We start from the raw sequence: 23,074 nt of genomic DNA on the forward strand, positions 1-23,074 counted from the left end.
TGCTGGGGCCGGTTTTCGGCTCAGGGTTCGACGATGTTGAAGAGCGGATTGAACGTGTCCAGTCCTTCGAGCAGCTCGATCACCGGCTGCGCCTGGCCGCTGATCTGCGCCTCGCCGCTCTCCAGCGCCGCGCGTAATCCGCCCTGCGGCAGCAGGACCTTGAGCAGGCCCGCCCGAGTAGTGCTGAACACCGCGTCGGCGGCATCGCCGAACGACCCCGGGCGATGGCTCAGCGCGCCATGGCTGAGCGTCAGCTTGTGGCAGCTGCCTTCGTCGGTCATGCGCCAATCGAAGCGCAGCGCCTTGCCCTTGACCCTGTCGCCGACCACGCGGATGGCGATGAAATCGAAGAACAGCGGCATCGGCAGCCGGGCCACCACGCCGATGCTGATTGCGTTGCCATCCTTGGCGCGGGGCCGCATCCCTTCGCGCAGCTCGCGCGCGCCCAGCAGGTACGAGTTACGCCACGTGGCCGATTCGGCCTGGTATCCCAGCTGCTCGAACGCGTCCGCGCACAGCTGCCGGGCGCTCTGGTTGGACGGATCGGCGAAAACCGCCTGGTTCATGATCTGCGCCACCCAGCGGAATTCGCCGCGCTCGAAGTCGACTCGCGCCTGGGCGACCGCCTTGTCGATCCCGCCGATGTAGTCCATGTACTTGCCGGCGGCGTCGCTCGGCGGCAAAGGATTCAGATGCGCCGGATTGCCTTCGTACGGCCCCATGTAGAACGTGTAGATCGCCTGCACGTTATGCACCATGGCGCCGTAGTAGCCGCGCGTATGCCAGCGCCGGGACAACTCATTGGGCACCATCAACTGCTCGGAGATTTCCCGGGGGGTCAGCCCGTGGCTCATCAGCCGCAGCGTCTGGTCGTGCAGGTAGCGATAGAGATCGCGCTGCTCGGTCAGGAAGGCCAGCACCCTGTCCGTGCCCCACACCGGCCAATGGTGCTGCGCCAGGCAGACGTCGGCCTGGCCTGCATACAGATCGACGCTTTCGTCCAGATAGCTGGCCCAGGCCAGTGCGTCGCGCACCTTGGCGCCGCGGATTGGACAAAGATTGTGCATCGTGTGGCAGGCGTTTTCCGCCATGTTCAGCGCGCGCATGGCCGGAAAATAAAAATTCATTTCAGCCGGCGCCTCGGTGCCGGGCGTCATCTGAAACACCATCTCCACGCCGTCGATGACCATGCGCTCGCCGGTCTTCCCGATCAGGCAGGTCGGCGCGATCAGCCCGGACGTGCCCTTGCCCAGGCCTTTGCCCAGGCCACTGTCGACGTGCGATTGCGGCCCCGGCTCCAGATACGTGCCGAACTGGAACTCGGCGCGCCGGCGCGAAGGAATGCCCGCCAGCAGCGACTCCGACATGACTTCCTCCATGAAGCCTTGCGGAGCAATGATCTGCGTGCGGCCGGCCGCCACGTCCTCTTCGCTGACCACGCCCTTGACGCCGCCGTAATGGTCCCGATGGCTGTGGCTGTATATGACCGCCACGATCTTGCGCGGGCCCAGGTGTTTTTCATACAACTGCAGCGCCGCGCTTGCGGCCTCCTCGAAGGTCAGCGGATCGATGACGATCAGGCCGGTGTCTCCTTCGATGAAAGTGATGTTCGCCAGATCGAAGCCCCGGACCTGATAGATGCGATCGCATACCTTGAACAGTCCGTGGATGCGGTTGAGCTGCGCCATCCGCCACAGGCTGGGATTGACGGTGAACGGCGCATACCTGTCTTCGAGAAAATCGTATTCCTTCTGGCTCCAGACGACGTTGCCGTCTGCATCGCGGATGACGGCATCCTCGATGGTGCCGATGAAGCCCCGGTTGGCGTCGTCGAAATCGCTGGTGTCGGAAAATTCCAGCGCCGAGGCCAGGCCTTGCTGCAAGGCTATCGTGTGCGCGTGGGCGTTCTTGCGCTGAGCGGCCGCCGCCGCGGGAATCATGTCGCTGGTCATGGGATGAGATCGCGAGAGGAGTTGAAGGAATCAGATGCGTGCTTGGACGCTGGAGAAATCGAGCACGGTCCTGCCCATTGCGCGGCGCTCATCCAGCGCCCGCAGAATGTCGCCGAGCTCGCCGGGCGGCTTCATGGCGATGGGCGGCGCCTGCAGCTTGCCGCTGCGGGCCAGCTCGACCACGCCATGCAGGTCCGCCAGCGTCCCGACGAACGAGCCGATGATTGCGATGGAGCGCTGCGCGATGGGCGGCAAGGGCAGCGCCAGCTCACCGCCGTGCAGGCCGACCAGGACATAAGTCCCGCCCTTGCGCAGCACGGCGTACGGCAGATCGAACGTCGACGGCATGCCCACGAAGTCGATGGCCGCGGCCAGACGCCCTGCGGTGGCTTCGGCGAGCGCCTGCTGGGCGTCCGGTCGGTCGCTGCGCACCACGCGGGCCGCGCCCTGCGCCCTGGCCGCCTCGAGCTTGCCGTCCTCCACATCGCAGGCGACGATCTTGTCGTATCCCATGCCCTTGAGCATGGCGATGGCCAACAGGCCCAGGCCGCCGCAGCCGAGCACCGCCACCCAGTCGGCCGCCCGCAGCTGCGGGGAGATCTTCGCTATCGCCGAATAACAGGTCGTGCCCGAGCAGGCCAGGGTGGCGGCGAATGCGTCGTCGATGCCGGACGCGTCGACCAGGTAGCGGGAATCCGGCACCAGCAAATGCGTCGCAAAGGCGCCCGGCAGCGCAATGCCGATATTGCGGGGCGCCGCGCACAGCGTGGACAGGCCCTCGTCGCAGGCCCAGCAGGTCCCGCAGCCGATCCAGGGATAGACCACCCGCTTGTCGCCCGCCCTGACGTCCTTCACGTCCGGCCCGACCGCCTCCACCACGCCCAGCGGCTCATGCCCGAGCGTGAGCGGTGGCGCCAGGCCCCGGTCCTTCAGGTATGCCTTCCTGCCTGCGCCCAGGTCAAAAAAACCGTGCCAGAGATGCACGTCGGAGTGGCAGACGCCGCAATGCGTGATGCGCATGACCACCTCGGAACCCTTGGGCTCCGGAGTTTCGCGCAAGCGGGCCTGCAAGGATTTTCCATGTTCCGTTACGTCATAGCTGAGCATGTAGCCTCCGTCATAGCTGCCGCGGCAGCGGCGCAACAGTGGCCACATTAAGACAGTCGACTTATATTTGTCAATCAACTGACTTAATTTTGATTGACCCTACAATAGACGAACCTCGACTATCGACGCATGCTGATGCCTCCCTCCTCCCCATCCGCCTCCCTCAAGCCGAAGCGCTCTCCCCGCGGCAGCGCGCAAGCGGGCACGGAGAACGTCGATGCGCTGCTCGAGACTGCACAACGCCTGTTCGCCGAGCGCGGCATAGACGCCGTATCCATGCGCGAGATCTCGCGCGAGGCCGGTCACCGCAACAACTCGGCGCTCCAGTACCACTTCGGCACCAAGGAGGCTCTGCTGCAAGCGATACTGGATGCGGGAATGCGAGAGGTGAACGTGCTGCGCAACGACCACATCGACCGGCTGTTCGCGACCCGCAGGCACACGGAACTGCGTGCCCTGGTCGAGGCGCTGGTATGGCCGCTGGCGGCAAAGCTGCAGACCAAAAAGCGCAATACCTACAACCGTTTTCTGGCCGCGAGCCAGATCCATCCGGATATCAATCTGCGGCCCAGCCCGGGCGACACGGACCGCGGCTTCCGGCGTCTCTATGAACTCGTCGAAAGCGCGCTGCCCCAGATCCCTGCCTCGGTGATGCAGCAACGCTGGCTCGCCAGCATCAGCTTCATGCTGTTCGCGTTGGCCGACTATGAGCGGATTAGCGCCCGGCGCAGCAAGTCGGAGCGGGCATTCGACATCCAACGGGCCATCGAGAACCTGATCGACATGCTGACCGGCGCGCTGGCGGCCCCGGTTTCGGAGCAGGTGCTGCAACGCTCCGCGGCTGCGGTGGAAGCCGCCCCTGAAGAGTCCGGGACGTAACCCGGGTCGGGGCGGCAAGGGTAAGCCGGCTCAGGCCTGGCTGATCGGCTCGCCGAGCATGGGCTGCGGCTCGGCGGCCGTCCGAGCCACGGCGGGCAGCGGCTGCGGATCGCCGGCCAGCGCGGCGTCCAGCCGCTCCTTGTCCAGTTCGCCCTCCCAGCGCGCGACCACGACGGTGGCGGTCGCGTTGCCGACCAGGTTGGTCAGCGCGCGGCATTCGGACATGAAGCGGTCCACGCCCAGGATCAGCGCCATGCCGGCGACCGGCACCGTGGGCACCACCGACAGGGTCGCGGCCAGCGTGATGAAGCCCGCGCCGGTCACGCCCGCGGCGCCCTTGGAGCTCAGCATCGCCACCAGCAGCAGCAGGATCTGGTCGCCCAGCGACAGCGGGATATCGCAGGCCTGCGCGATGAACAGCGCGGCCATCGTCATGTAGATGTTGGTTCCGTCCAGGTTGAACGAGTAGCCGGTGGGCACCACCAGGCCGACCACCGACTTCGAGCAGCCGGCGCGTTCCATCTTCTGCATCAGGGTGGGCAGCGCCGCTTCCGACGAGCTGGTGCCCAGCACCAGCAGCAGTTCCTCGCGGATGTAGCGCACCAGCTTCAGGATCGAAAAGCCGTTGTAACGCGCCACCAGTCCCAGCACCACGACCACGAACAGCACCGAGGTCGCGTAGAACGTGCCCACCAGCATCGCCAGGTTGACGATGGACTTGATGCCGTACTTGCCGATGGTGAACGCCATGGCGCCGAACGCGCCGATGGGAGCGGCCTTCATCAGGATGGCCACCAGCCGGAACACCGGCTGGGCCAATGCGGTCATGAACGACAGTATCGGCTTGCCGCGCTCGCCGACCATGGCCAGCGAAATGCCGAACAGCACCGCCACGAACAGCACCTGCAGGATGTCGCCGCCCACGAACGGGCTGAAGATGGTCGTGGGGATCACGTTCATCAGAAAGCCGGTGACGGTGGAATCATGCGCCTTGGCCACATAGCCCGACACCGCCTTCTGGTCCAGCGTGCTCGGGTCGATGTGCATGCCCGCGCCGGGCTGCACCACGTGGCTGACGATCATGCCCACGATCAGCGCCAGCGTGGAAAAGCACAGGAAGTACAGCATGGCCTTGCCGGCGACCCGGCCGACCTTCTTGAGGTCGCTCATGGCGGCGATGCCGGTGGCCACGGTCAGGAAGATCACGGGAGCGATGATCATCTTGACCAGCTTGATGAAGGCGTCGCCCAGCGGCTGCATCTGCTGGCCGAGCTCGGGCTTGAATGCGCCCAGCAGCACCCCGACCACGATGGCGAAGATCACCTGCACATAAAGGATTTGATAGAACTTGAGCTTGCGCGCGGGCGCGACTTGATCCACGTCGATCATTGGGATTTGTCCCCACCAAAGCCCCTTGCTCCGGACGGCGTTGCGCGGCGGGCGACGGGGCGTTATCTGTTTTGTGGCCCGGCGCACTGCTTCCGGGCCCATGTCACCGCGCGTCGGAGCGCGGCTTGCCCCGACTTATGCAATCGCCATGCCAGCCCGACGGCGTGCGTCCGCCCATACACAAGCCATTGATCGAAAAGGAATTTTTTCTACTTTCCGGAAAGCGGAACCTGGCATTCTGGCGAGATTCCACACAAAAAAGATATAGAATGTGCGAAAACCCGCACACATCATGTCCCGCCCCGCCTCCACCCCCGCCGCCCCGGCGCTGCCGCCCCGACCGGGCGCCAGGCGGCGCAAGTTCGCCTGGCTCTGGCGCGCCGGCGGCATCGTGCTGGCCGTCGCGCTGGTGTTCGGCGTGCTGCACGCCGCCACGCTCTGGGCCCGCGACGAGGCCCTGACGAACGCCGCGGCGCAGGCGCGCGGCGCGGCCCAGGTCAACGCGGCCCTGCTGCGCAACAATCTCGACAAATTCCGCGCCCTGCCCTTCGTGCTGACCCGCGACGTGGACGTGCGCGCCGCGCTCGAAAACCCCGCGCCGGGCCAGGTCGTGCCGCTGGACGAAAAGCTCGACTCGCTCAGCCGCGGCGTGGGCGCCTCGGCCATCTACGTGCTGGACCGCAAAGGGCTGGCGATCGCCGCCAGCAACTGGCGCGAGCCCGCCACCTTCGTCGGCGTGGACTACCAGTTCCGGCCTTATTTCCAGGGTTCGGTGGCGCAGGGCTCGGCCGAGCATTTCGCGCTGGGCACCATCAGCCATGAGGCCGGCCTGTACCTGGCGCGGCGCGTGGACGGCGTCGGCGGCAGGCTGCTGGGCGTGGTCGTGCTGAAAGTGGATTTCCGCGAACTGGAGGCCGACTGGCGCCAGTCCAACGCGCCGATCTTCGTCACCGACGAACACGGCGTGGTATTGCTGGGCAGCGTCTCCGACTGGCGCTTCAAGGTGCTGGCGCCGCTGGCGTCCGATCTGGCGCAGAGGCTGCGCACCAGCCTGCAGTTCGGCGACGCCCGCTTCCAGCCGCTGCCCTTGCGGCCCGCGCTGCTGGCCGCCAGCAACGGCCAACTGGTGCGCACCGACGCCGCGCTGCCCCAGATCCCGGCCGGCGCGCCGCTATTGCATACGACGCTGCCCATCGCGGAATCGCCGGGCTGGACCCTGCACCTGCTCTCGCCGGTGCAGTCTTCCATCAACCAGGCCACTGCCAACGCGCAGCTGGGCGCGCTGCTCGCGCAAAGCGCGCTGGCCGCCATCGTCGGCATCGTCCTGCTGCGCCGCCATCGCCAGCGCGAGCGCGCGCAGCAGCAGGCCGTCATCCATGAACAGCTCGCCGCCCTGGTCGACGAGCGCACCGCGCAGCTGCTGGAAGTGAACGAGCAGCTCATCGAAGAAATGGACCAGCGCCAGCGCACCGACGCCCGTCTGCACACCATGCAGGAAGAACTGGTCCAGGCCAGCAAGCTGGCGCTGCTGGGCCAGGTCGCCGCCGGCGTCGCGCACGAGATCAACCAGCCCGTGGCCGCGATACGCGCCTACGCCGACAACGCCGCCGAATTCCTGCGCCGGCATGACGAGGGCTCGGCGCGCGAGAACCTGCACACCATCGCCTCCCTGACCGAGCGCATCGGCCACATCACCGGCGAGCTGCGCGCCTTCTCGCGCAAGGCCGGCACCGCGGTCGGGCCCACCAGCCTCAAGGATTGCCTCGAAGGCGCGCTGCTGCTGGTCGGCCCGCGCGCGCGGCGCCAGTCGGTGGCCCTGCAGCGCCCGCCCGAAGGCCAGAACTACCAGGTGCAAGCCAACCGCATCCGGCTCGAACAGGTCCTGGTCAATCTGCTGCAGAACGCCCTGGAGGCGCTGGACGGGCAGGCCGACGGCCGCATCGTCGTGACGTTGCGGGACCTCGGCGAATGCGTGCAGGTCGAGGTCGGCGACAACGGCCCCGGCCTGTCGGCGCAGGCGCGCGCCCGCCTCTTCACGCCTTTCCACACCACCAAGCCGGAAGGGCTGGGCCTGGGCCTGGTCATCTGCCGCGATCTGGTCGCCGAATTCGGCGGCCAGCTGGACGTCGCGGACCCGGCCGACGGTGGCGCCCTCTTCGTCCTGAGCCTGCGCAAGGCGTCCGGCCAGGACCTTGCCGCGAATCCTGCCCATGAAACCAGTCCCTGAATCCGCGTCCCCGCACGTCCTCTTCATCGACGACGACGACGAGCTGCGCCGCGCCAATGCCCAGACACTCAGGCTGCACGGCATGTCCGTGGACGCCCACGCCGGCGCGCGTCCCGCGCTGGCCGCGCTGACCCGTGAATTCGACGGCGTGGTGGTGACCGACATCCGCATGCCCGACATCGACGGCCTGCAGCTGTTTCGCCGGGTGCGCGACATCGATCCCGACATTCCGGTCATCCTGATCACCGGGCACGGCGACATCGCCACCGCCGTGCAATGCATGCACGACGGCGCCTATGACTTCCTGGCCAAGCCCTATGCGGCCGAACGGCTGGTCACCGCGATCGCGCACGCCGCCGAAAAACGCCGCCTGGTGCTGGAGAACCGCCGCCTGCGCGAAGCCGCCTTCGCCGTGGAGGCCGACGAGGTGCCCTTCATCGGCACCGCGCCGGCCATGCAGCGCATCAAGCAGACGCTGCGCCATATCGCGGACGCCGACGTGGATGTGCTGGTCGAAGGCGAAACCGGCACCGGCAAGGAAGTGGTGGCCACCGCGCTGCACCGCCTGAGCCGCCGCCGCGACCGCCCGCTGGTGGCGATCAACTGCGGCGCGCTGCCCGAAAGCGTGATCGAAAGCGAATTGTTCGGCCACGAGGCCGGCGCGTTCACCGGCGCCCAGAAAAAACGCATCGGACGCATCGAACACGCCAGCGGCGGCACGCTGTTCCTGGATGAAATCGAAAGCATGCCGCTGGCCATCCAGGTCAAGCTGCTGCGCGTGCTCGAATCCCGCCAGATCACGCCCCTGGGCAGCAACGAAGTGCGCAGCCTGGACCTGCGCGTGGTCGCGGCCACCAAGGAAGACCTGGGCAGCCCCGCGATCCGCGACAAGTTCCGCGAGGACCTGTTCTACCGCCTCAACGTGGTCACGATACGGATTCCGCCGCTGCGCGAGCGCCGCGAGGACATCCCGCTGCTGTTCGCCCACTATCTCGGGCATGCCTCGCGCCGCTTCCACCGCGACATCCCCGAAATGCCCGCGTCCATCAAGCAGCACGTGCTCACGCACGACTGGCCCGGCAACGTGCGCGAACTGGCGCATTTCGCCGAACGCGTGGTGCTGGGCGTGCTGAACGCCCCGCCCACGGCGGCGCCGGCCGCCGCCGCAGGCGCGCTCAGTCTGCCGGAACGGATGGAACGCTTCGAGGCCCAGCTCATCCGCGAAGCCCTGGCCACGCACCAGGGCGACATCAAGGCGACGCTGGAAGCGCTGGGCATTCCGCGCAAGACCTTCTACGACAAGCTGCAGCGCCACGGCATCGAACGCCAGCAGTACATGCCACGGTAAATCCGCGGCGACGCCCCAAAACAAAAAACCCTCGCCGCAATATCGGCGAGGGTTTTCGTTTTGTACAGGCACAAAAACAAAACCCCACAGGATTTACCTGTGGGGTTTTGAGGAATAAAAGCCTGACGATGACCTACTTTCACAGACGTCCGTCCACTATCATCGGCGCAAAGTCGTTTCACTGTCCTGTTCGGGATGGGAAGGAGTGGGACCAACTCGCTATGGTCGTCAGGCGTAACTGGTTGAGCGGCTGCGGCTAGGCGCAACAGCTCCAATCTGGGAAGAAACACAACGCGTGGCGATCAGAGTCGAGCTCGATGATCGCGCACGATGGGATGCGATGTTGGCTGGCTGCCGACGGTGCAGCCAGATTTTGTATTGAACGACACTTGGAACGCTATAACCAGGTCATAACCATCAGTGTTATAGGATCAAGCCTCACGGGCAATTAGTATCGGTTAGCTTAACGCATTACTGCGCTTCCACACCCGACCTATCAACGTCCTGGTCTCGAACGACCCTTCAGGGGGATCAAGTCCCCGGGATACCTAATCTTCAGACGAGTTTCCCGCTTAGATGCCTTCAGCGGTTATCTCTTCCGTACTTAGCTACCCGGCAATGCCATTGGCATGACAACCGGTACACCAGAGGTACGTCCACTCCGGTCCTCTCGTACTAGGAGCAGGCTCCGTCAAGTATCCAACGCCCACGGCAGATAGGGACCAAACTGTCTCACGACGTTTTAAACCCAGCTCACGTACCTCTTTAAATGGCGAACAGCCATACCCTTGGGACCGGCTACAGCCCCAGGATGAGATGAGCCGACATCGAGGTGCCAAACACCGCCGTCGATATGAACTCTTGGGCGGTATCAGCCTGTTATCCCCAGAGTACCTTTTATCCGTTGAGCGATGGCCCTTCCATTCAGAACCACCGGATCACTATGTCCTGCTTTCGCACCTGTTCGACTTGTCAGTCTCACAGTCAAGCACGCTTATGCCATTGCACTATCAGCACGATTTCCGACCGTACCTAGCGTACCTTCGAACTCCTCCGTTACACTTTGGGAGGAGACCGCCCCAGTCAAACTGCCCACCATGCACTGTCCCCGATCCGGATAACGGACCAAGGTTAGAACCGCAAACAAACCAGGGTGGTATTTCAAGGATGGCTCCACGTAATCTGGCGACTACGCTTCAAAGCCTCCCACCTATCCTACACAGGCCGGTTCACAGATCAATGCAAAGCTACAGTAAAGGTTCATGGGGTCTTTCCGTCTAGCCGCGGGTAGATTGCATCATCACAAACACTTCAACTTCGCTGAGTCTCAGGAGGAGACAGTGTGGCCATCGTTACGCCATTCGTGCAGGTCGGAACTTACCCGACAAGGAATTTCGCTACCTTAGGACCGTTATAGTTACGGCCGCCGTTTACCGGGGCTTCGATCAAGAGCTTGCACCCCATCACTTAACCTTCCGGCACCGGGCAGGCGTCACACCCTATACGTCGACTTTCGTCTTTGCAGAGTGCTGTGTTTTTAATAAACAGTCGCAGCCACCGATTCTCTGCGACCCCATCATGCTAAGCGCGCAGGCGCTTCACACTACCGGGGTATACCTTCTCCCGAAGTTACGGTATCAATTTGCCGAGTTCCTTCTCCTGAGTTCTCTCAAGCGCCTTGGAATATTCATCCCGTCCACCTGTGTCGGTTTGCGGTACGGTCTCGTACAGCTGAAGCTTAGAGGCTTTTCTTGGAACCACTTCCAATCACTTCGCAAGCAATGCTCGCTCGTGCCGTACCCTTGATTTACGCGCCCGGATTTGCCTAAGCGCCATCTTCGATACGTCAACAGGGACATCCAACACCCTGATGATCTTCCGCAATCCGTCCCCCCATCGCACTGTACGACGGTGCTGGAATATTAACCAGCTTCCCATCAGCTACGCATCTCTGCCTCGCCTTAGGGGCCGACTCACCCTGCGCCGATGAACGTTGCGCAGGAAACCTTGGACTTACGGCGAGAGGGCTTTTCACCCTCTTTATCGCTACTCATGTCAGCATTCGCACTTCTGATACCTCCAGCAGCCTTTACAAGCCACCTTCGCAGGCTTACAGAACGCTCTCCTACCGCGTGCACTAAAAGTGCACACCCGCAGCTTCGGTTTATCGCTTAGCCCCGTTACATCTTCCGCGCAGGACGACTCGATCAGTGAGCTATTACGCTTTCTTTAAAGGATGGCTGCTTCTAAGCCAACCTCCTGACTGTCTATGCCTTCCCACTTCGTTTCCCACTTAGCGATAATTTGGGACCTTAGCTGGCGGTCTGGGTTGTTTCCCTCTTGAGTCCGGACGTTAGCACCCGGTGCTCTGTCTCCCAAGCTGTACTTGCGGGTATTCGGAGTTTGCCATAGTTTGGTAAGTCGCCATGACCCCCTAGCTATAACAGTGCTCTACCCCCCGCAGTAATACTTGAGGCACTACCTAAATAGTTTTCGGAGAGAACCAGCTATTTCCAGATTTGTTTAGCCTTTCACCCCTATCCACAGCTCATCCCCTAATTTTTCAACATTAGTGGGTTCGGTCCTCCAGCACGTGTTACCGTGCCTTCAACCTGGCCATGGATAGATCATCTGGTTTCGGGTCTACACCCAGCGACTGAATCGCCCTGTTCGGACTCGCTTTCGCTACGGCTTCCCTATTCGGTTAACCTCGCCACTGAATGTAAGTCGCTGACCCATTATACAAAAGGTACGCAGTCACCCCACAAGGAGGCTCCTACTGTTTGTATGCATACGGTTTCAGGATCTATTTCACTCCCCTTCCGGGGTTCTTTTCGCCTTTCCCTCACGGTACTGGTTCACTATCGGTCGATCACGAGTATTTAGCCTTGGAGGATGGTCCCCCCATCTTCAAACAGGATTTCACGTGTCCCGCCCTACTTTTCTTACGCTTAGTTCCACACTCAGAATTTCGTCTACAGGGCTATCACCTGCTACGGCCGGGCTTTCCATCCCGTTCGACTATCCTGAATGCTAAAACGTAAAGGCTTTTCCGATTTCGCTCGCCACTACTTTCGGAATCTCGGTTGATTTCTTTTCCTCGAGCTACTGAGATGTTTCAGTTCACCCGGTTCGCCTCCACTGGCCTATGTATTCAGCCAGGGATACTGCTTGCGCAGTGGGTTTCCCCATTCGGACATCTGCGGATCAAAGCTTGTTTGCCAGCTCCCCGCAGCTTTTCGCAGGCTACTACGTCCTTCATCGCCTGTGATCGCCAAGGCATCCACCATATGCACTTAGTCGCTTGATCCTATAACGCTGTAGGCTATAGGACCTGAGTATTCGCGTTTGTGCCGTTCATAAGTTTCAAAGCAGTCTGAGGTTATTCACCCCAGTCTTGAGAACTTGGAACAAAATTAATGCAATCACAACCCGTACCCATCTTCATCAGCAAACGCCGATTACTCGATGAGCACATTTCGTTGTGCTTCTTCCAGATTGTTAAAGAACGAATATAGCTGTTGGGTAAAACCCAACTCATAACATCGTGGAGCACGACACTATGAGTTGGCCTCTACGCTGCACCCAGGATCCTAAGAACCGGTGGTGGAGGTGAACGGGATCGAACCGATGACATCCTGCTTGCAAAGCAGGCGCTCTCCCAGCTGAGCTACACCCCCATATCCTGCCTGGCAGAATACTTGGTGGGTCTGGTTGGATTCGAACCAACGACCCCCGCCTTATCAAGACGGTGCTCTAACCGACTGAGCTACAGACCCAAAACCTTTTCGGATCAGCAGTCAGGTGGCTGAAGACCCAGGGAAGATTCCCTCGACCCAAGCCTACAACCGATCCCAGCTATATATCAAACAACCGATAAGAGTGGACGCTTAACACGAGCACTAAGCTCTGAAAGGAGGTGATCCAGCCGCACCTTCCGATACGGCTACCTTGTTACGACTTCACCCCAGTCATGAATCCTACCGTGGTAATCGCCCTCCTTGCGGTTAGGCTAACTACTTCTGGTAAAACCCACTCCCATGGTGTGACGGGCGGTGTGTACAAGACCCGGGAACGTATTCACCGCGACATGCTGATCCGCGATTACTAGCGATTCCGACTTCACGCAGTCGAGTTGCAGACTGCGATCCGGACTACGATCGGGTTTCTGGGATTAGCTCCCCCTCGCGGGTTGGCGACCCTCTGTCCCGACCATTGTATGACGTGTGAAGCCCTACCCATAAGGGCCATGAGGACTTGACGTCATCCCCACCTTCCTCCGGTTTGTCACCGGCAGTCTCATTAGAGTGCCCTTTCGTAGCAACTAATGACAAGGGTTGCGCTCGTTGCGGGACTTAACCCAACATCTCACGACACGAGCTGACGACAGCCATGCAGCACCTGTGTTCCGGTTCTCTTGCGAGCACTGCCAAATCTCTTCGGCATTCCAGACATGTCAAGGGTAGGTAAGGTTTTTCGCGTTGCATCGAATTAATCCACATCATCCACCGCTTGTGCGGGTCCCCGTCAATTCCTTTGAGTTTTAATCTTGCGACCGTACTCCCCAGGCGGTCAACTTCACGCGTTAGCTGCGCTACCAAGGTCCGAAGACCCCAACAGCTAGTTGACATCGTTTAGGGCGTGGACTACCAGGGTATCTAATCCTGTTTGCTCCCCACGCTTTCGTGCATGAGCGTCAGTGTTATCCCAGGAGGCTGCCTTCGCCATCGGTGTTCCTCCGCATATCTACGCATTTCACTGCTACACGCGGAATTCCACCTCCCTCTGACACACTCTAGCCCGGTAGTTAAAAATGCAGTTCCAAAGTTAAGCTCTGGGATTTCACATCTTTCTTTCCGAACCGCCTGCGCACGCTTTACGCCCAGTAATTCCGATTAACGCTTGCACCCTACGTATTACCGCGGCTGCTGGCACGTAGTTAGCCGGTGCTTATTCTGCAGGTACCGTCAGTTTCGCGAGGTATTAGCCCGCGACGTTTCTTTCCTGCCAAAAGTGCTTTACAACCCGAAGGCCTTCATCGCACACGCGGGATGGCTGGATCAGGGTTTCCCCCATTGTCCAAAATTCCCCACTGCTGCCTCCCGTAGGAGTCTGGGCCGTGTCTCAGTCCCAGTGTGGCTGGTCGTCCTCTCAAACCAGCTACGGATCGTCGCCTTGGTAGGCCGTTACCCCACCAACTAGCTAATCCGATATCGGCCGCTCCAATAGTGCAAGGTCCGAAGATCCCCTGCTTTCCCCCGTAGGGCGTATGCGGTATTAGCTACGCTTTCGCGTAGTTATCCCCCGCTACTGGGCACGTTCCGATACATTACTCACCCGTTCGCCACTCGCCACCAGACCGAAGTCCGTGCTGCCGTTCGACTTGCATGTGTAAGGCATCCCGCTAGCGTTCAATCTGAGCCAGGATCAAACTCTTCAGTTCAATCTCTGTGTTTTGTTTCGTATTTCCTTGGTTCCGGAGAACCGAGTCATACGTCGCTGCTCAAAGGAAGTGAGGTATGTGCTTAGACTTGACATCTAAGGTACTTCACTTCAGTGAGCACTTGATTTCTTGTGCTTGTAGCCAGGCCTAAGCCCAACCACTGCACTCGCATCAAGCGCCCACACTTATCGGTTGTTCAATTGTTAAAGAGCGGTACTGCTAAATTCTTTACTGCCTGCCTCTCAGCAACTTCGCTTTCGCGCCGGTCGCTGTGTCAGCAGAGAAACGAGATTATGAAGAAGTTTTTATCGCTTGTCAAGTCAGCGTCGCTTATCGCTTTGCTTTCCTGCCGCGGCCTCTTCAGCCCCTTTCCTCTTTGGCAGCTATCGAAATATCAGGGTAAACCCTAGCGTTTCGGTAACTGCCAAGCCCAAGACTATAGCACATTATTTTCGAATTGCGCAACTGACTTCTGCCTGATTTGCGCGATCCATGCAATGATGCTTGCCTGGCCCCGCCGTTCGAAAAACTGCCCGAACTGCGAAGGAGCGAGACTATAGCACAACTTTTGAACCCGTGTGGCAAGCCCTCGCCCGACGCAGGGATTGCGTTCACCCCCCTATATATAGGCATGCGGAACCAGGTTCCATTTCGAGCTTGCCTGGGAAATAGGTACGTTTACTATTCGCCATGTACGCTGCATCCAAAATTGGAGACGATTCCCCCATGCCCCCCGCCATCGCCATGAGCGAAGATATTCTGATCAATGTCACGCCTTTCGAGACCCGCGTTGCGCTGGTGGAACAAGGGTCGGTGCAGGAACTCCATGTGGAACGCAGCATCCAGCGCGGCCACGTGGGCAATATCTATCTGGGGCGGGTGGTCCGGGTGCTGCCGGGCATGCAGAGCGCGTTCGTCGATATCGGGCTGGAGCGCGCCGCCTTCATCCATATCGCCGACCTGCGCGAAAACCGCGGCGAACGCAGCCAGGGCCTGACGCCCACGCCCATCGAGAAGCTGCTGTTCGAGGGACAGACCATCATGGTGCAGGTGGTCAAGGACCCCTTGGGCACCAAGGGCGCGCGCCTGTCGACCCAGATCAGCATGGCGGGCCGGATGCTGGTGTATCTGCCCCATGACCCGCACATCGGCATTTCCCAGAAGATCGATGACGAATCCGAACGCATCCAGCTGCGCGAACGGCTGCAGGCCCTGATGCCCGCCGACGAGAAAGGCGGATTCATCGTGCGCACCCAGGCCGAAGGCGCCAACGACGACGAACTGACGGCGGACCTGGAGTACATGCGCAAGCTGTGGACCAGCGTGCAGGCCGCCGCCCGCAGCCAACCCGCCCCCGCCCTGCTGCACCAGGACCTCACGCTGGCGCAGCGGGTGCTGCGCGATATGGTGGGGCCGGCGACCGGTTCCATCCTGGTCGATTCCCGCACCACCAGCGCCGCCATGCTCGAATGGGCGCGCATCTACACGCCTTCGGTGGTCGGCCGCATCCAGCACTACAGCGGCGAGCGGCCGCTGTTCGACACGGCCAACGTGGACGAGGAGATCGCCCGCGCGCTGTCGCGCCGGGTCGACCTGAAATCGGGCGGCTATCTCATCATCGACCAGACCGAGGCGCTGACCACCGTGGACGTCAATACCGGCGGCTTCGTGGGCGGGCGCAATTTCGACGACACCATCTTCAAGACCAACCTGGAAGCCGCGCAGGCGATTGCGCGGCAGTTGCGCCTGCGCAACCTGGGCGGCATCGTGATCCTGGACTTCATCGATATGGAAGACCAGGACCATCGCGACACCGTACTGGCCGAACTGAAGAAGGCGCTGTCGCGCGACCGCACGCGCATGACGGTCAATGGCTTCACGCAATTGGGCCTGGTGGAGATGACCCGCAAGCGCACCCGCGATTCGCTGGCGCACCAGCTGTGCGAGCCCTGCCCCATGTGCGAGGCGCGCGGCAACGTGCGCACGCCGCGCACCGTGTGCTATGAGATCCTGCGCGAAATCCTGCGCGAGGCGCGGCAGTTCAACCCCAAGGAATTCCGCATCCTGGCCTCGCAGGACGTGATAGACCTGTTTCTGGAAGAAGAAAGCCAGCACCTGGCGATGCTGGGCGATTTCGTGGGCAAGCGCGTGTCGCTGGAAGTGGAAAGCCGCTACACGCAGGAGCAGTACGACATCATTTTGGTCTAGACCGTTAACAGGTTAGCCGCAGGAATTCACGTCATTGTGTATGAATTATGTTTCTTAAGGCTTCTTTTGAAATGAAGTTTGAAACCAATGGCGACGAGGACCTCCAGCCGATAAGCTGCGGGCGCTTTGCGGGGCAGAACCCGCCTCGCGCCCTTTCTTTTGCTTTCGGAGGTCTATTCGATGAAGTCCCTATTCCGTCCGTTCCTGGTGCTGGCCGCCGCGCTGCCGCTGGTGTTGGCCGCCTGCGGCGACAAGGAGCCTGAACAGCGTGCCGCGTTCACGCAGTTCCTGCAGACTCGCATCGTGGACAAGCCCGGCGTGCGCGTGCCGCAGCTGACGGACGAGGAGAAGAAGTCCTTTGGCGATTACGCCGCCCACTACGCCGTCATCACCGACTTCAACGCCGGCATGGACGCCTCGGTCAAGCCGCTGTCGGGCATCATGCAGAAGGGCTCGGTGCGCTCGCTCAACGATATCGTGGCGCGCCGCGACGACCTGAAGTCGGTGCAGGCCTCGCTCAACGACATGGGCACGGCGCTGCAGGCGGAACAGGCCAAGGCCGACGCCGCGCATGCGAAGCTCAAGCAGCCCGAGGACCTGAAGGCCGTCTACGACAAGGCCTATGAGAAGACCGTGAGCCTGCCGGCCGACACCTTCCGCGACACGCTGCCGCAGCTGAACGCGACCTTCGACGCCAGCCTGAAGATCGCCGACTACGTGGCCGCGCACGCCAAGCAGATCGATATGTCCGGCCCGGTGGTCAAGGTGCAGGACCCCGCCGTGCAGGCCGAGCTGAACAAGCTGCTGCAGGACCTGAACGCGCAGGCCAAGAACGTGCAGCAGGCGCAGACGCGCATGCAGGCCGTGATGATCGGCCGCTAAGCGGCTTCGCCCGCCACCGCCACGCGATTGCGGCCCGCGTGCTTGGCCTGGTAGAGGGCGGCGTCGGCCGCCGCCGCCAGGCCGGCCGCCGATTCGTCCGCCCGCGGGATGGCGGTGGCCACTCCCACGCTGACCGTGACGATGCCGGCCTCGCTCGCCTCGTGCGGCACGCGCAGCCCGGCGATGGTCTGCCGGATGCTTTCGGCGACGGCCGCGGCGCGCTCGCGGCCGGTGTCGGGCAGCAGCACCACGAATTCCTCGCCGCCGTAACGCGCCGCCAGATCGCGCGGCCGCCGCGCTTTCTGCTTGAGCGCCAGCGCCATCACCTTCAGCAGTTCATCGCCTTCCGGATGGCCATAGCGGTCGTTGTAGCGCTTGAAGTGGTCCGCATCCAGGAACAGCAGCGACAGCGGCGTCTGCTCGCGGCGCGCGTCGCGCCATTCGCGCGCCAGGGCCTCGTCGAAGGCGCGGCGGTTGGGCATGCCGGTCAATCCGTCCGTCTGCGCCTGCGCCGCCAGCTGCGCCTCGACCGCCTGCCGCAGGCGCATCTCGCGGCGAAACAGCGCGATCAACGCCATCACCGACAGGAACAGCGCGGCGGTGACCGCCACCACCAGCACGGCGCGGCGCGTCCAGGGCTCGAATACTTCGTCCACGTCCATGGCCACGTCGAGGATCAGCGGCGTGTCCTCGATGGCGTCGAAGATATAGAGGCGATTGATGCCGTCCGGCGACAGCACGCCCACGAACGAGCCTTCGCGGCGGACCAGGAACTGCTGGAAATCCGGCGACATGCCGATATTGCTGCCCAGGTCGGACAGGGAATAGGGATTGCGCAGCAGCACCACGCCGTCGTTGCGGAAGATGGTGATCTCGTCGCCCTCGCCGATCGACAGCGCCGCCAGCCGGTCGCGGAAATAGGCCAGGCGCAGCGAACCGCCCACGATGCCGGCGAAGCTGCCGTCCGGATTGGACAGGCGCCGGCTGATGGTGATGCTTTCGTCGCCTTCGCGCAGGCGGCTGTGATAGGGCTTGCTGACATAGAGACCGACGTCGCCGGCGTCGCGATGCACCTGGAAGAAGTCCCGGTCCGCGAAGTTCAGCGTCGGCGGCTCGAGGGAACCGGAGTGGTAGCGGATATTGCCGTCCTTGTCGGTCACCACGATGGCGCCCAGGTACTCGGCCGTGGACGAGCGGTCGAACAGGAAGCGTTGGCGCGTGGCCCGCGCAAGGTTCTCCAGGCCGGGTTCGGCCAGGCGCTCCATCACGCCTTGCAGCGACAGGTCGTAGAACTGCACCGTGCGGCTGATGTCGGCCGACAGCACGCCGGTGATGTTGCGCGCCGACACGCGCGCGGCCTCCCAGGTGTCGCGCCGGTCGATCCAGAGCAGCGCCACGGACGCGGCGCAGATTCCGGCCGCGAGCAGCACCGCCAGGGCGTACAGCGCGCGATGTAGAAACCTGCGTGACTTCAAATACGGCGCTCCTACGCAAGGGAGGTCGGGATGTCGCAGCTCATGCGCACGGGCGACTCACGCCGCCGATGATGCCGACACCCGGCCCGGGACGCAAGATCCCGGCCGTAAAAAAGGGACGCAGCACATGCAATCGTCAGGACGCCGCCGGCGCGCCGATGCGGAACGGAAATGCCTTGGCGCCCCGCGCCCTGTCGGTCTCGCGGTGCGCGCCGATCGACCACGCGGGCCCGGCGCCGCCGGTCTGCGACAGCAGACGGCGCATCGATCCGGCGGAAAACCCGCAATGCAAGGCCAGCGCCTGGCGGCGCGCCAGTTCTACGCCGACGGCGTGCGGCGTCGTGGAAATCCGATCCGATTGCAGCATGGCATTCCCCTGGCAAACGCGCTTCATGATCGAAGCGTCTGTGCGGATTAATCTACCGCACTCGCCCGCGCTTGCGCATGAAATGATGCGTAACGTAACGCATATAAAAGGAAATAGTGATTCATGCCGTGGGCGTGGACGGGGCGGCGCCGGTTTCGCGGTCGGGTTTGTCGTTGCGGCCGTCGGCCGGCGCGCTCATGTTGCCGTACAGCAGCGAGCGGCCGGCGAACAGGCCGCCGGCCACTTCCAGCTCGAAGCGGTCGGTGTCGCGCCTGCGCACGTCCTGGACCACCTCGGCGGCCTCGTCGGGCGGCACCCCGACCGCCCGCAGCGCGGCCTCGCCGAAGACCAGCGCCGATTCCAGGGTCTCGCGCACCTGGTAATCCACCCCCTCCTTGGCCAGCGCCAGCGAATGGATACGGTCGTAGGCGCGCACCACCACCTTCACCAGCGGGAATTCCGCCTTGACCAGCTTGACCATGTGGCTGATCGAGACCGGGTTGTCGATGCAGATCAGGATGACCTGGGCGTTCTCCGCGCCCGCGGTGCGCAGCATGTCGACCCGGGTGCCGTCGCCGTAGTACACCTTGACGCCCCATTTGGCGGCCGCCCGGATGGCGTCGGTGTCGGTGTCCAGGATGGACACCTTGAGGCCGCGCGCCAGCATGGCCTGGGTCACGATCTGGCCGAAGCGCCCGAAACCCACGATCAGCACGCAGCCGTCCAGGTCCTTGGCCACGTCCACGCCTTCCATGGACGGCGCCGGCTTGGGCAGCAGCCAGCGCAGCGCCAGCACGCACAAGGGCGTCAAGGCCATGGAGATGATGACGACCGCCGTCAGCACGGCACCGGTATGCGCGTCGAAGATGCCGGCCGCGGCCGCCGCCCCGTACAGCACGAAGGCGAATTCGCCGCCCTGGGCCAGCAGGGCGCTGCGGGTGACCGCCTCGGCGTGGCTGGCGCGCAGGGCCCGCGCCACCGCGTACACGCCCAGCGACTTCACCAGCATGAAGACCGCCACCGCCGCCAGGATCAGGGGCCATTCGCGCGCCACGGCGGCCAGGTCCAGCGACATGCCCACGCCCAGGAAGAACAGCCCCAGCAGAATGCCGCGGAACGGCTCGATCTCGGCCTCGAGCTGGTGGCGGAAGGTGGATTCCGAGAGCAGCACCCCGGCCAGGAAGGCGCCCATGGCCATGGACAGCCCGCCCAGTTCCATGAGCAGCGCCGCCCCCAGCACCACCAGGAGCGCGGCCGCGGTCATGACTTCGCGCGCGTGCGCGGCCGCCAGCAGGCGGAACAGCGGATTGAGCAGCCAGCGGCCCGCCGCCAGCAGCGCCAGGATGCAGCCCATGGCGATGGCCGCCTGCAGCCACGGGTCGCCCTGCTCGGCGCCGCCGGCCGGCGCCAGCAGGCTGGCCAGGGCCAGCAGCGGCACGATGGCCAGGTCTTCGAGCAGCAGGATGGACACGATGCGCTGGCCCTGCGCGCTGGCGGTCTCGCCGCGCTCGCCCAGGATCTGCATGACGATGGCGGTGGACGACAGCACGAAGCCCATCGCCGCCATGAAGGCGGCCGGCCCGGACAGCCCGGCCAGCAGGCCGACGCCGGTCAGCAGCGCGCCGCAGGCCAGCACCTGCGCCACGCCCAGGCCGAAGATTTCGCCGCGCAGCTTCCACAGGCGCGAGGGCTGCATTTCCAGCCCGATGATGAAGAGGAACATGACCACGCCGAGTTCGGCGACGTGGAGGATGGATTTGGGATCGGAGAAAAAGCCCAGCCCGAACGGGCCGATCACCAGGCCGGCGGCCAGGTAGCCCAGGACGGAGCCCAGGCCCAGCCGTTTGAACAAGGGAACCGCCACCACGGCAGCCCCCAACAGGACGACGACGTTGACGAGCTGATTGCCGTCGGAAGGCAGGGACATGGAGCGCTCCTGGGTGTACCTAGCGGCAATTTTCCGGCTATCCCGCGGATTGGCAATCCGGAAATGCGACAGGAAGCGAACGCCCCCTGCCGCTTCAGTCTTCCCGGAACTGCATCTTGTAGAGCGAGGCGTACAGGCCGTTGGCCGCCAGCAGCTCGGCATGCGCGCCCTGCTCCACGATCTTGCCGGCGTCCAGCACGATGATGCGGTCGGCGTTCTGCACCGTCGACAGGCGGTGGGCGATGACCAGCGTGGTGCGGCCCTTCATGAGGCGCTCCAGCGAAGCCTGGACCTGGCGCTCGGATTCGTTGTCGAGGGCGGAGGTGGCCTCGTCCAGGATCAGGATGGGCGCGTTCTTGATCAGCGCCCGGGCGATCGCCAGGCGCTGGCGCTGGCCGCCCGACAGGCGCGCGGCGTTCTCGCCCACCGGCGTGTTCAGGCCCTGCGGCAGGCCCTCGACGAACTCCAGCAGGTTGGCGGCCGCCAGGGCGTCGCGCACCTTCTGTTCGCTGGAGTTGCCCAACGCGCCGTAGCCGACGTTGGCGGCGATGGAGTCGTCGAACAGCACCACGTCCTGGCTGACCAGCGACAGGTGCGAACGCAGGCTGCGCAGCGTCAGCTCGCCGATGGGCACGTCGTCGACCAGGATCTGGCCGCTGTCGGCCAGCACGAAGCGCGGCAGCATGTTGACCAGCGTGGTCTTGCCGCTGCCCGAGCGCCCCACCAGGGCCACGGTCTGGCCGGGTTCGACCACGAACGACACGTCGTTGACGGTGTCGCGGTCGGCGTCCGGAAAGCGGTGCGACACGGCGCGGAACTCGACCTTGCCGCGCACCGGCTCGGCCAGGGTGCGGGTGCCGGTATCGCCTTCGGGCGTCTGGTCGATCAGGGTGAACACGCTTTCGGCCGACACCAGCATCTTCTGCATGCGCGCGGCCACGTTGGTCAGGCGCTTGATGGGGTCGAAGATCTGGGCCAGCGCGGCCATGAACGACGCGAAGCTGCCCACGGTGAGCGCGCCGCTGTTGGCCTGGCTCAGCGCCACCGCGATGACCGCGCCGACCGAGATCGAAATGCAGACCTGGGTCAGCGGCGTCAGCGCGGCGTCGGCCGTGGCGGTGCGCATGGCGAAGCGGCGCAGGCGGCGGTTGACGAAGTCGAAGCGTCCGCGCTCGACCTCGTAGCCGTCGAACAGCTTGATGACGCGCTGGCCGTCGATGCCCTCGCCGACCACGCGGGTCAGCTCGGCGTTCATGTTGACGGTTTCGCGGTTGATGCGGCGCAGGCGCTGGATGAAGAAGCGCGAGATCAGCACCGAGACGGGCAGCATGATCAGGATGATGAGCGTCAGCACCCAGGACATGTACAGCAGCACGCAGATCAGCGCGACCACCACCAGGGTCTCGCGCACCAGCACCGTGATGACGTCGGTGGCGTAGCCGGTGACGTTGCCGGCGTCGATGGTGAAGCGGTTGAGCAGGCGGCCGGTGTCGCCCTGCTTGAAATCGGCGTCCGGCAGGCCCAGCAGGCGCTCGAACATGTCGCGCCGCATGCCCAGCAGCACGTTGTTGGCGACCCACGCCAGCAGGTAGTCGCTGAAGAAGTTGCAGATGCCGCGCAGCAGGATCAGGCCGATCACCGCCAGCGGCAGCGCCCAGACGTAGTAGGGCTTGGCCCCCGAAAAGCCGCCGTCGAGCAAGGGCTTCATGATGACGGCCAGGACGGGCTGGGTGGCGGCCGCGCCCGCCATCAGCAGGATGGCCAGCAGCAAGCCCTTCCAGTAAGAGCCCACGCGGCTGTAGATCCGCCTCCAGAGTTCGGCTTTGACAGGCTGGGAGCCCGCGGGCGCATGGCGTGCGGCAGAATTCAA

General features: G+C 63.3%; 12 protein-coding genes, 2 tRNA genes and 3 rRNA genes. 5 read left to right on the plus strand and 12 right to left on the minus strand.

The genetic code is table 11. The features are described 5' to 3' along the window. Positions 1-20 precede the first annotated feature (20 nt). Together AC1IQ6_RS18785 and AC1IQ6_RS18790 are read right to left on the minus strand one after the other, a co-directional pair. Positions 21-1,952: an alkyl/aryl-sulfatase gene (locus tag AC1IQ6_RS18785; RefSeq protein WP_485865154.1), complete on the minus strand. Its 1,932-nt coding sequence runs from the start codon at positions 1,950-1,952 to the stop codon at positions 21-23. Between the two features lie 30 nt (positions 1,953-1,982). Continuing rightward, the gene (locus tag AC1IQ6_RS18790) at positions 1,983-3,011 is read right to left on the minus strand and encodes a zinc-binding dehydrogenase (protein ID WP_168202328.1); all 1,029 of its coding nucleotides are present in this window, start codon (positions 3,009-3,011) and stop codon (positions 1,983-1,985) included. 177 nt (positions 3,012-3,188) lie between these two features. Here AC1IQ6_RS18790 and AC1IQ6_RS18795 point away from each other — a divergent pair, with 177 nt between their 5' ends. Continuing rightward, a complete protein-coding gene (locus AC1IQ6_RS18795) occupies positions 3,189-3,938 on the plus strand; it encodes a TetR/AcrR family transcriptional regulator (RefSeq protein WP_485865155.1) in 750 nt (249 codons plus the stop codon). 30 nt (positions 3,939-3,968) lie between these two features. Here AC1IQ6_RS18795 and AC1IQ6_RS18800 read toward each other — a convergent pair whose 3' ends face one another. Beyond that, positions 3,969-5,327, minus strand: coding sequence for a dicarboxylate/amino acid:cation symporter (locus tag AC1IQ6_RS18800; RefSeq protein ID WP_485865156.1), 1,359 nt, complete (start codon positions 5,325-5,327; stop codon positions 3,969-3,971). Between the two features lie 292 nt (positions 5,328-5,619). On the opposite strand from AC1IQ6_RS18800, the gene AC1IQ6_RS18805 reads away from it, so the two are divergent. Together AC1IQ6_RS18805 and AC1IQ6_RS18810 are read left to right on the plus strand one after the other, a co-directional pair. Next, positions 5,620-7,554 carry a sensor histidine kinase gene (locus AC1IQ6_RS18805; protein WP_485865157.1) on the plus strand — a complete coding sequence of 645 codons (1,935 nt, stop codon included), beginning with the start codon at positions 5,620-5,622 and terminating at the stop codon, positions 7,552-7,554. Then, on the plus strand, positions 7,538-8,902 hold the full coding sequence (locus AC1IQ6_RS18810) for a sigma-54-dependent transcriptional regulator (RefSeq protein ID WP_485865158.1): 1,365 nt from the start codon (positions 7,538-7,540) through the stop codon (positions 8,900-8,902). Before AC1IQ6_RS18805 ends, AC1IQ6_RS18810 begins: the two co-directional genes overlap by 17 nt. Positions 8,903-9,022: 120 nt before the next feature. Here the strand turns inward: AC1IQ6_RS18810 and rrf are convergent. The 5 genes from rrf to AC1IQ6_RS18835 all read right to left on the minus strand — a co-directional run bounded on the left by rrf (position 9,023) and on the right by AC1IQ6_RS18835 (position 14,345). Beyond that, positions 9,023-9,135: ribosomal RNA gene (gene rrf, locus AC1IQ6_RS18815) — 5S ribosomal RNA — on the minus strand. Positions 9,136-9,329: 194 nt separating this feature from the next. After that, positions 9,330-12,212, minus strand: a 23S ribosomal RNA gene (locus tag AC1IQ6_RS18820). Between the two features lie 294 nt (positions 12,213-12,506). Beyond that, positions 12,507-12,582 (minus strand) — tRNA-Ala (locus AC1IQ6_RS18825). Positions 12,583-12,604: 22 nt separating this feature from the next. Then, positions 12,605-12,681: transfer RNA gene (locus tag AC1IQ6_RS18830), tRNA-Ile, on the minus strand. A 133-nt stretch (positions 12,682-12,814) separates the two neighbouring features. After that, a 16S ribosomal RNA gene (locus AC1IQ6_RS18835) occupies positions 12,815-14,345 on the minus strand. Together the 16S, 23S and 5S rRNA genes with 2 tRNA genes alongside form the textbook arrangement of a ribosomal RNA operon. A gap of 744 nt (positions 14,346-15,089) precedes the next feature. On the opposite strand from AC1IQ6_RS18835, the gene rng reads away from it, so the two are divergent. Together rng and AC1IQ6_RS18845 are read left to right on the plus strand one after the other, a co-directional pair. Then, entirely contained in the window at positions 15,090-16,553 is a 1,464-nt protein-coding gene (gene rng, locus AC1IQ6_RS18840; protein ID WP_485866587.1) for a ribonuclease G, read from the plus strand. A gap of 180 nt (positions 16,554-16,733) precedes the next feature. Then, positions 16,734-17,435 carry a DUF3053 domain-containing protein gene (locus AC1IQ6_RS18845; RefSeq protein ID WP_102774571.1) on the plus strand — a complete coding sequence of 234 codons (702 nt, stop codon included), beginning with the start codon at positions 16,734-16,736 and terminating at the stop codon, positions 17,433-17,435. On the opposite strand, the gene AC1IQ6_RS18850 is transcribed toward AC1IQ6_RS18845, so the two are convergent. The 4 genes from AC1IQ6_RS18850 to msbA all read right to left on the minus strand — a co-directional run bounded on the left by AC1IQ6_RS18850 (position 17,432) and on the right by msbA (position 23,074). After that, a complete protein-coding gene (locus AC1IQ6_RS18850) occupies positions 17,432-18,910 on the minus strand; it encodes a GGDEF domain-containing protein (RefSeq protein ID WP_485865159.1) in 1,479 nt (492 codons plus the stop codon). The two genes, AC1IQ6_RS18845 and AC1IQ6_RS18850, sit on opposite strands and share 4 nt — an antisense overlap. A gap of 136 nt (positions 18,911-19,046) precedes the next feature. Then, on the minus strand, positions 19,047-19,277 hold the full coding sequence (locus AC1IQ6_RS18855; RefSeq protein WP_102774573.1) for a hypothetical protein: 231 nt from the start codon (positions 19,275-19,277) through the stop codon (positions 19,047-19,049). Between the two features lie 121 nt (positions 19,278-19,398). Further along, a complete protein-coding gene (locus tag AC1IQ6_RS18860; RefSeq protein ID WP_102774574.1) occupies positions 19,399-21,204 on the minus strand; it encodes a monovalent cation:proton antiporter-2 (CPA2) family protein in 1,806 nt (601 codons plus the stop codon). A gap of 94 nt (positions 21,205-21,298) precedes the next feature. Then, positions 21,299-23,074, minus strand: coding sequence for a lipid A export permease/ATP-binding protein MsbA (msbA, locus tag AC1IQ6_RS18865; RefSeq protein ID WP_102774575.1), 1,776 nt, complete (start codon positions 23,072-23,074; stop codon positions 21,299-21,301).

The sequence above is a fragment of the Achromobacter sp. MUI-25009338 genome (genome assembly GCF_057359325.1).

Bases quoted from the DNA above. Each gene is read 5' to 3' on its own strand.
- AC1IQ6_RS18845 (WP_102774571.1), top strand. From the start codon at position 16,734: ATGAAGTCCCTATTCCGTCCGTTCCTGGTGCTGGCCGCCGCGCTGCCG.
- AC1IQ6_RS18855 (WP_102774573.1), bottom strand. From the start codon at position 19,277: ATGCTGCAATCGGATCGGATTTCCACGACGCCGCACGCCGTCGGCGTA.
- AC1IQ6_RS18860 (WP_102774574.1), bottom strand. From the start codon at position 21,204: ATGTCCCTGCCTTCCGACGGCAATCAGCTCGTCAACGTCGTCGTCCTG.
- AC1IQ6_RS18795 (WP_485865155.1), top strand. From the start codon at position 3,189: ATGCTGATGCCTCCCTCCTCCCCATCCGCCTCCCTCAAGCCGAAGCGC.
- AC1IQ6_RS18805 (WP_485865157.1), top strand. From the start codon at position 5,620: ATGTCCCGCCCCGCCTCCACCCCCGCCGCCCCGGCGCTGCCGCCCCGA.
- AC1IQ6_RS18810 (WP_485865158.1), top strand. From the start codon at position 7,538: ATGAAACCAGTCCCTGAATCCGCGTCCCCGCACGTCCTCTTCATCGAC.
- AC1IQ6_RS18785 (WP_485865154.1), bottom strand. From the start codon at position 1,952: ATGACCAGCGACATGATTCCCGCGGCGGCGGCCGCTCAGCGCAAGAAC.
- AC1IQ6_RS18800 (WP_485865156.1), bottom strand. From the start codon at position 5,327: ATGATCGACGTGGATCAAGTCGCGCCCGCGCGCAAGCTCAAGTTCTAT.
- rng (WP_485866587.1), top strand. From the start codon at position 15,090: ATGAGCGAAGATATTCTGATCAATGTCACGCCTTTCGAGACCCGCGTT.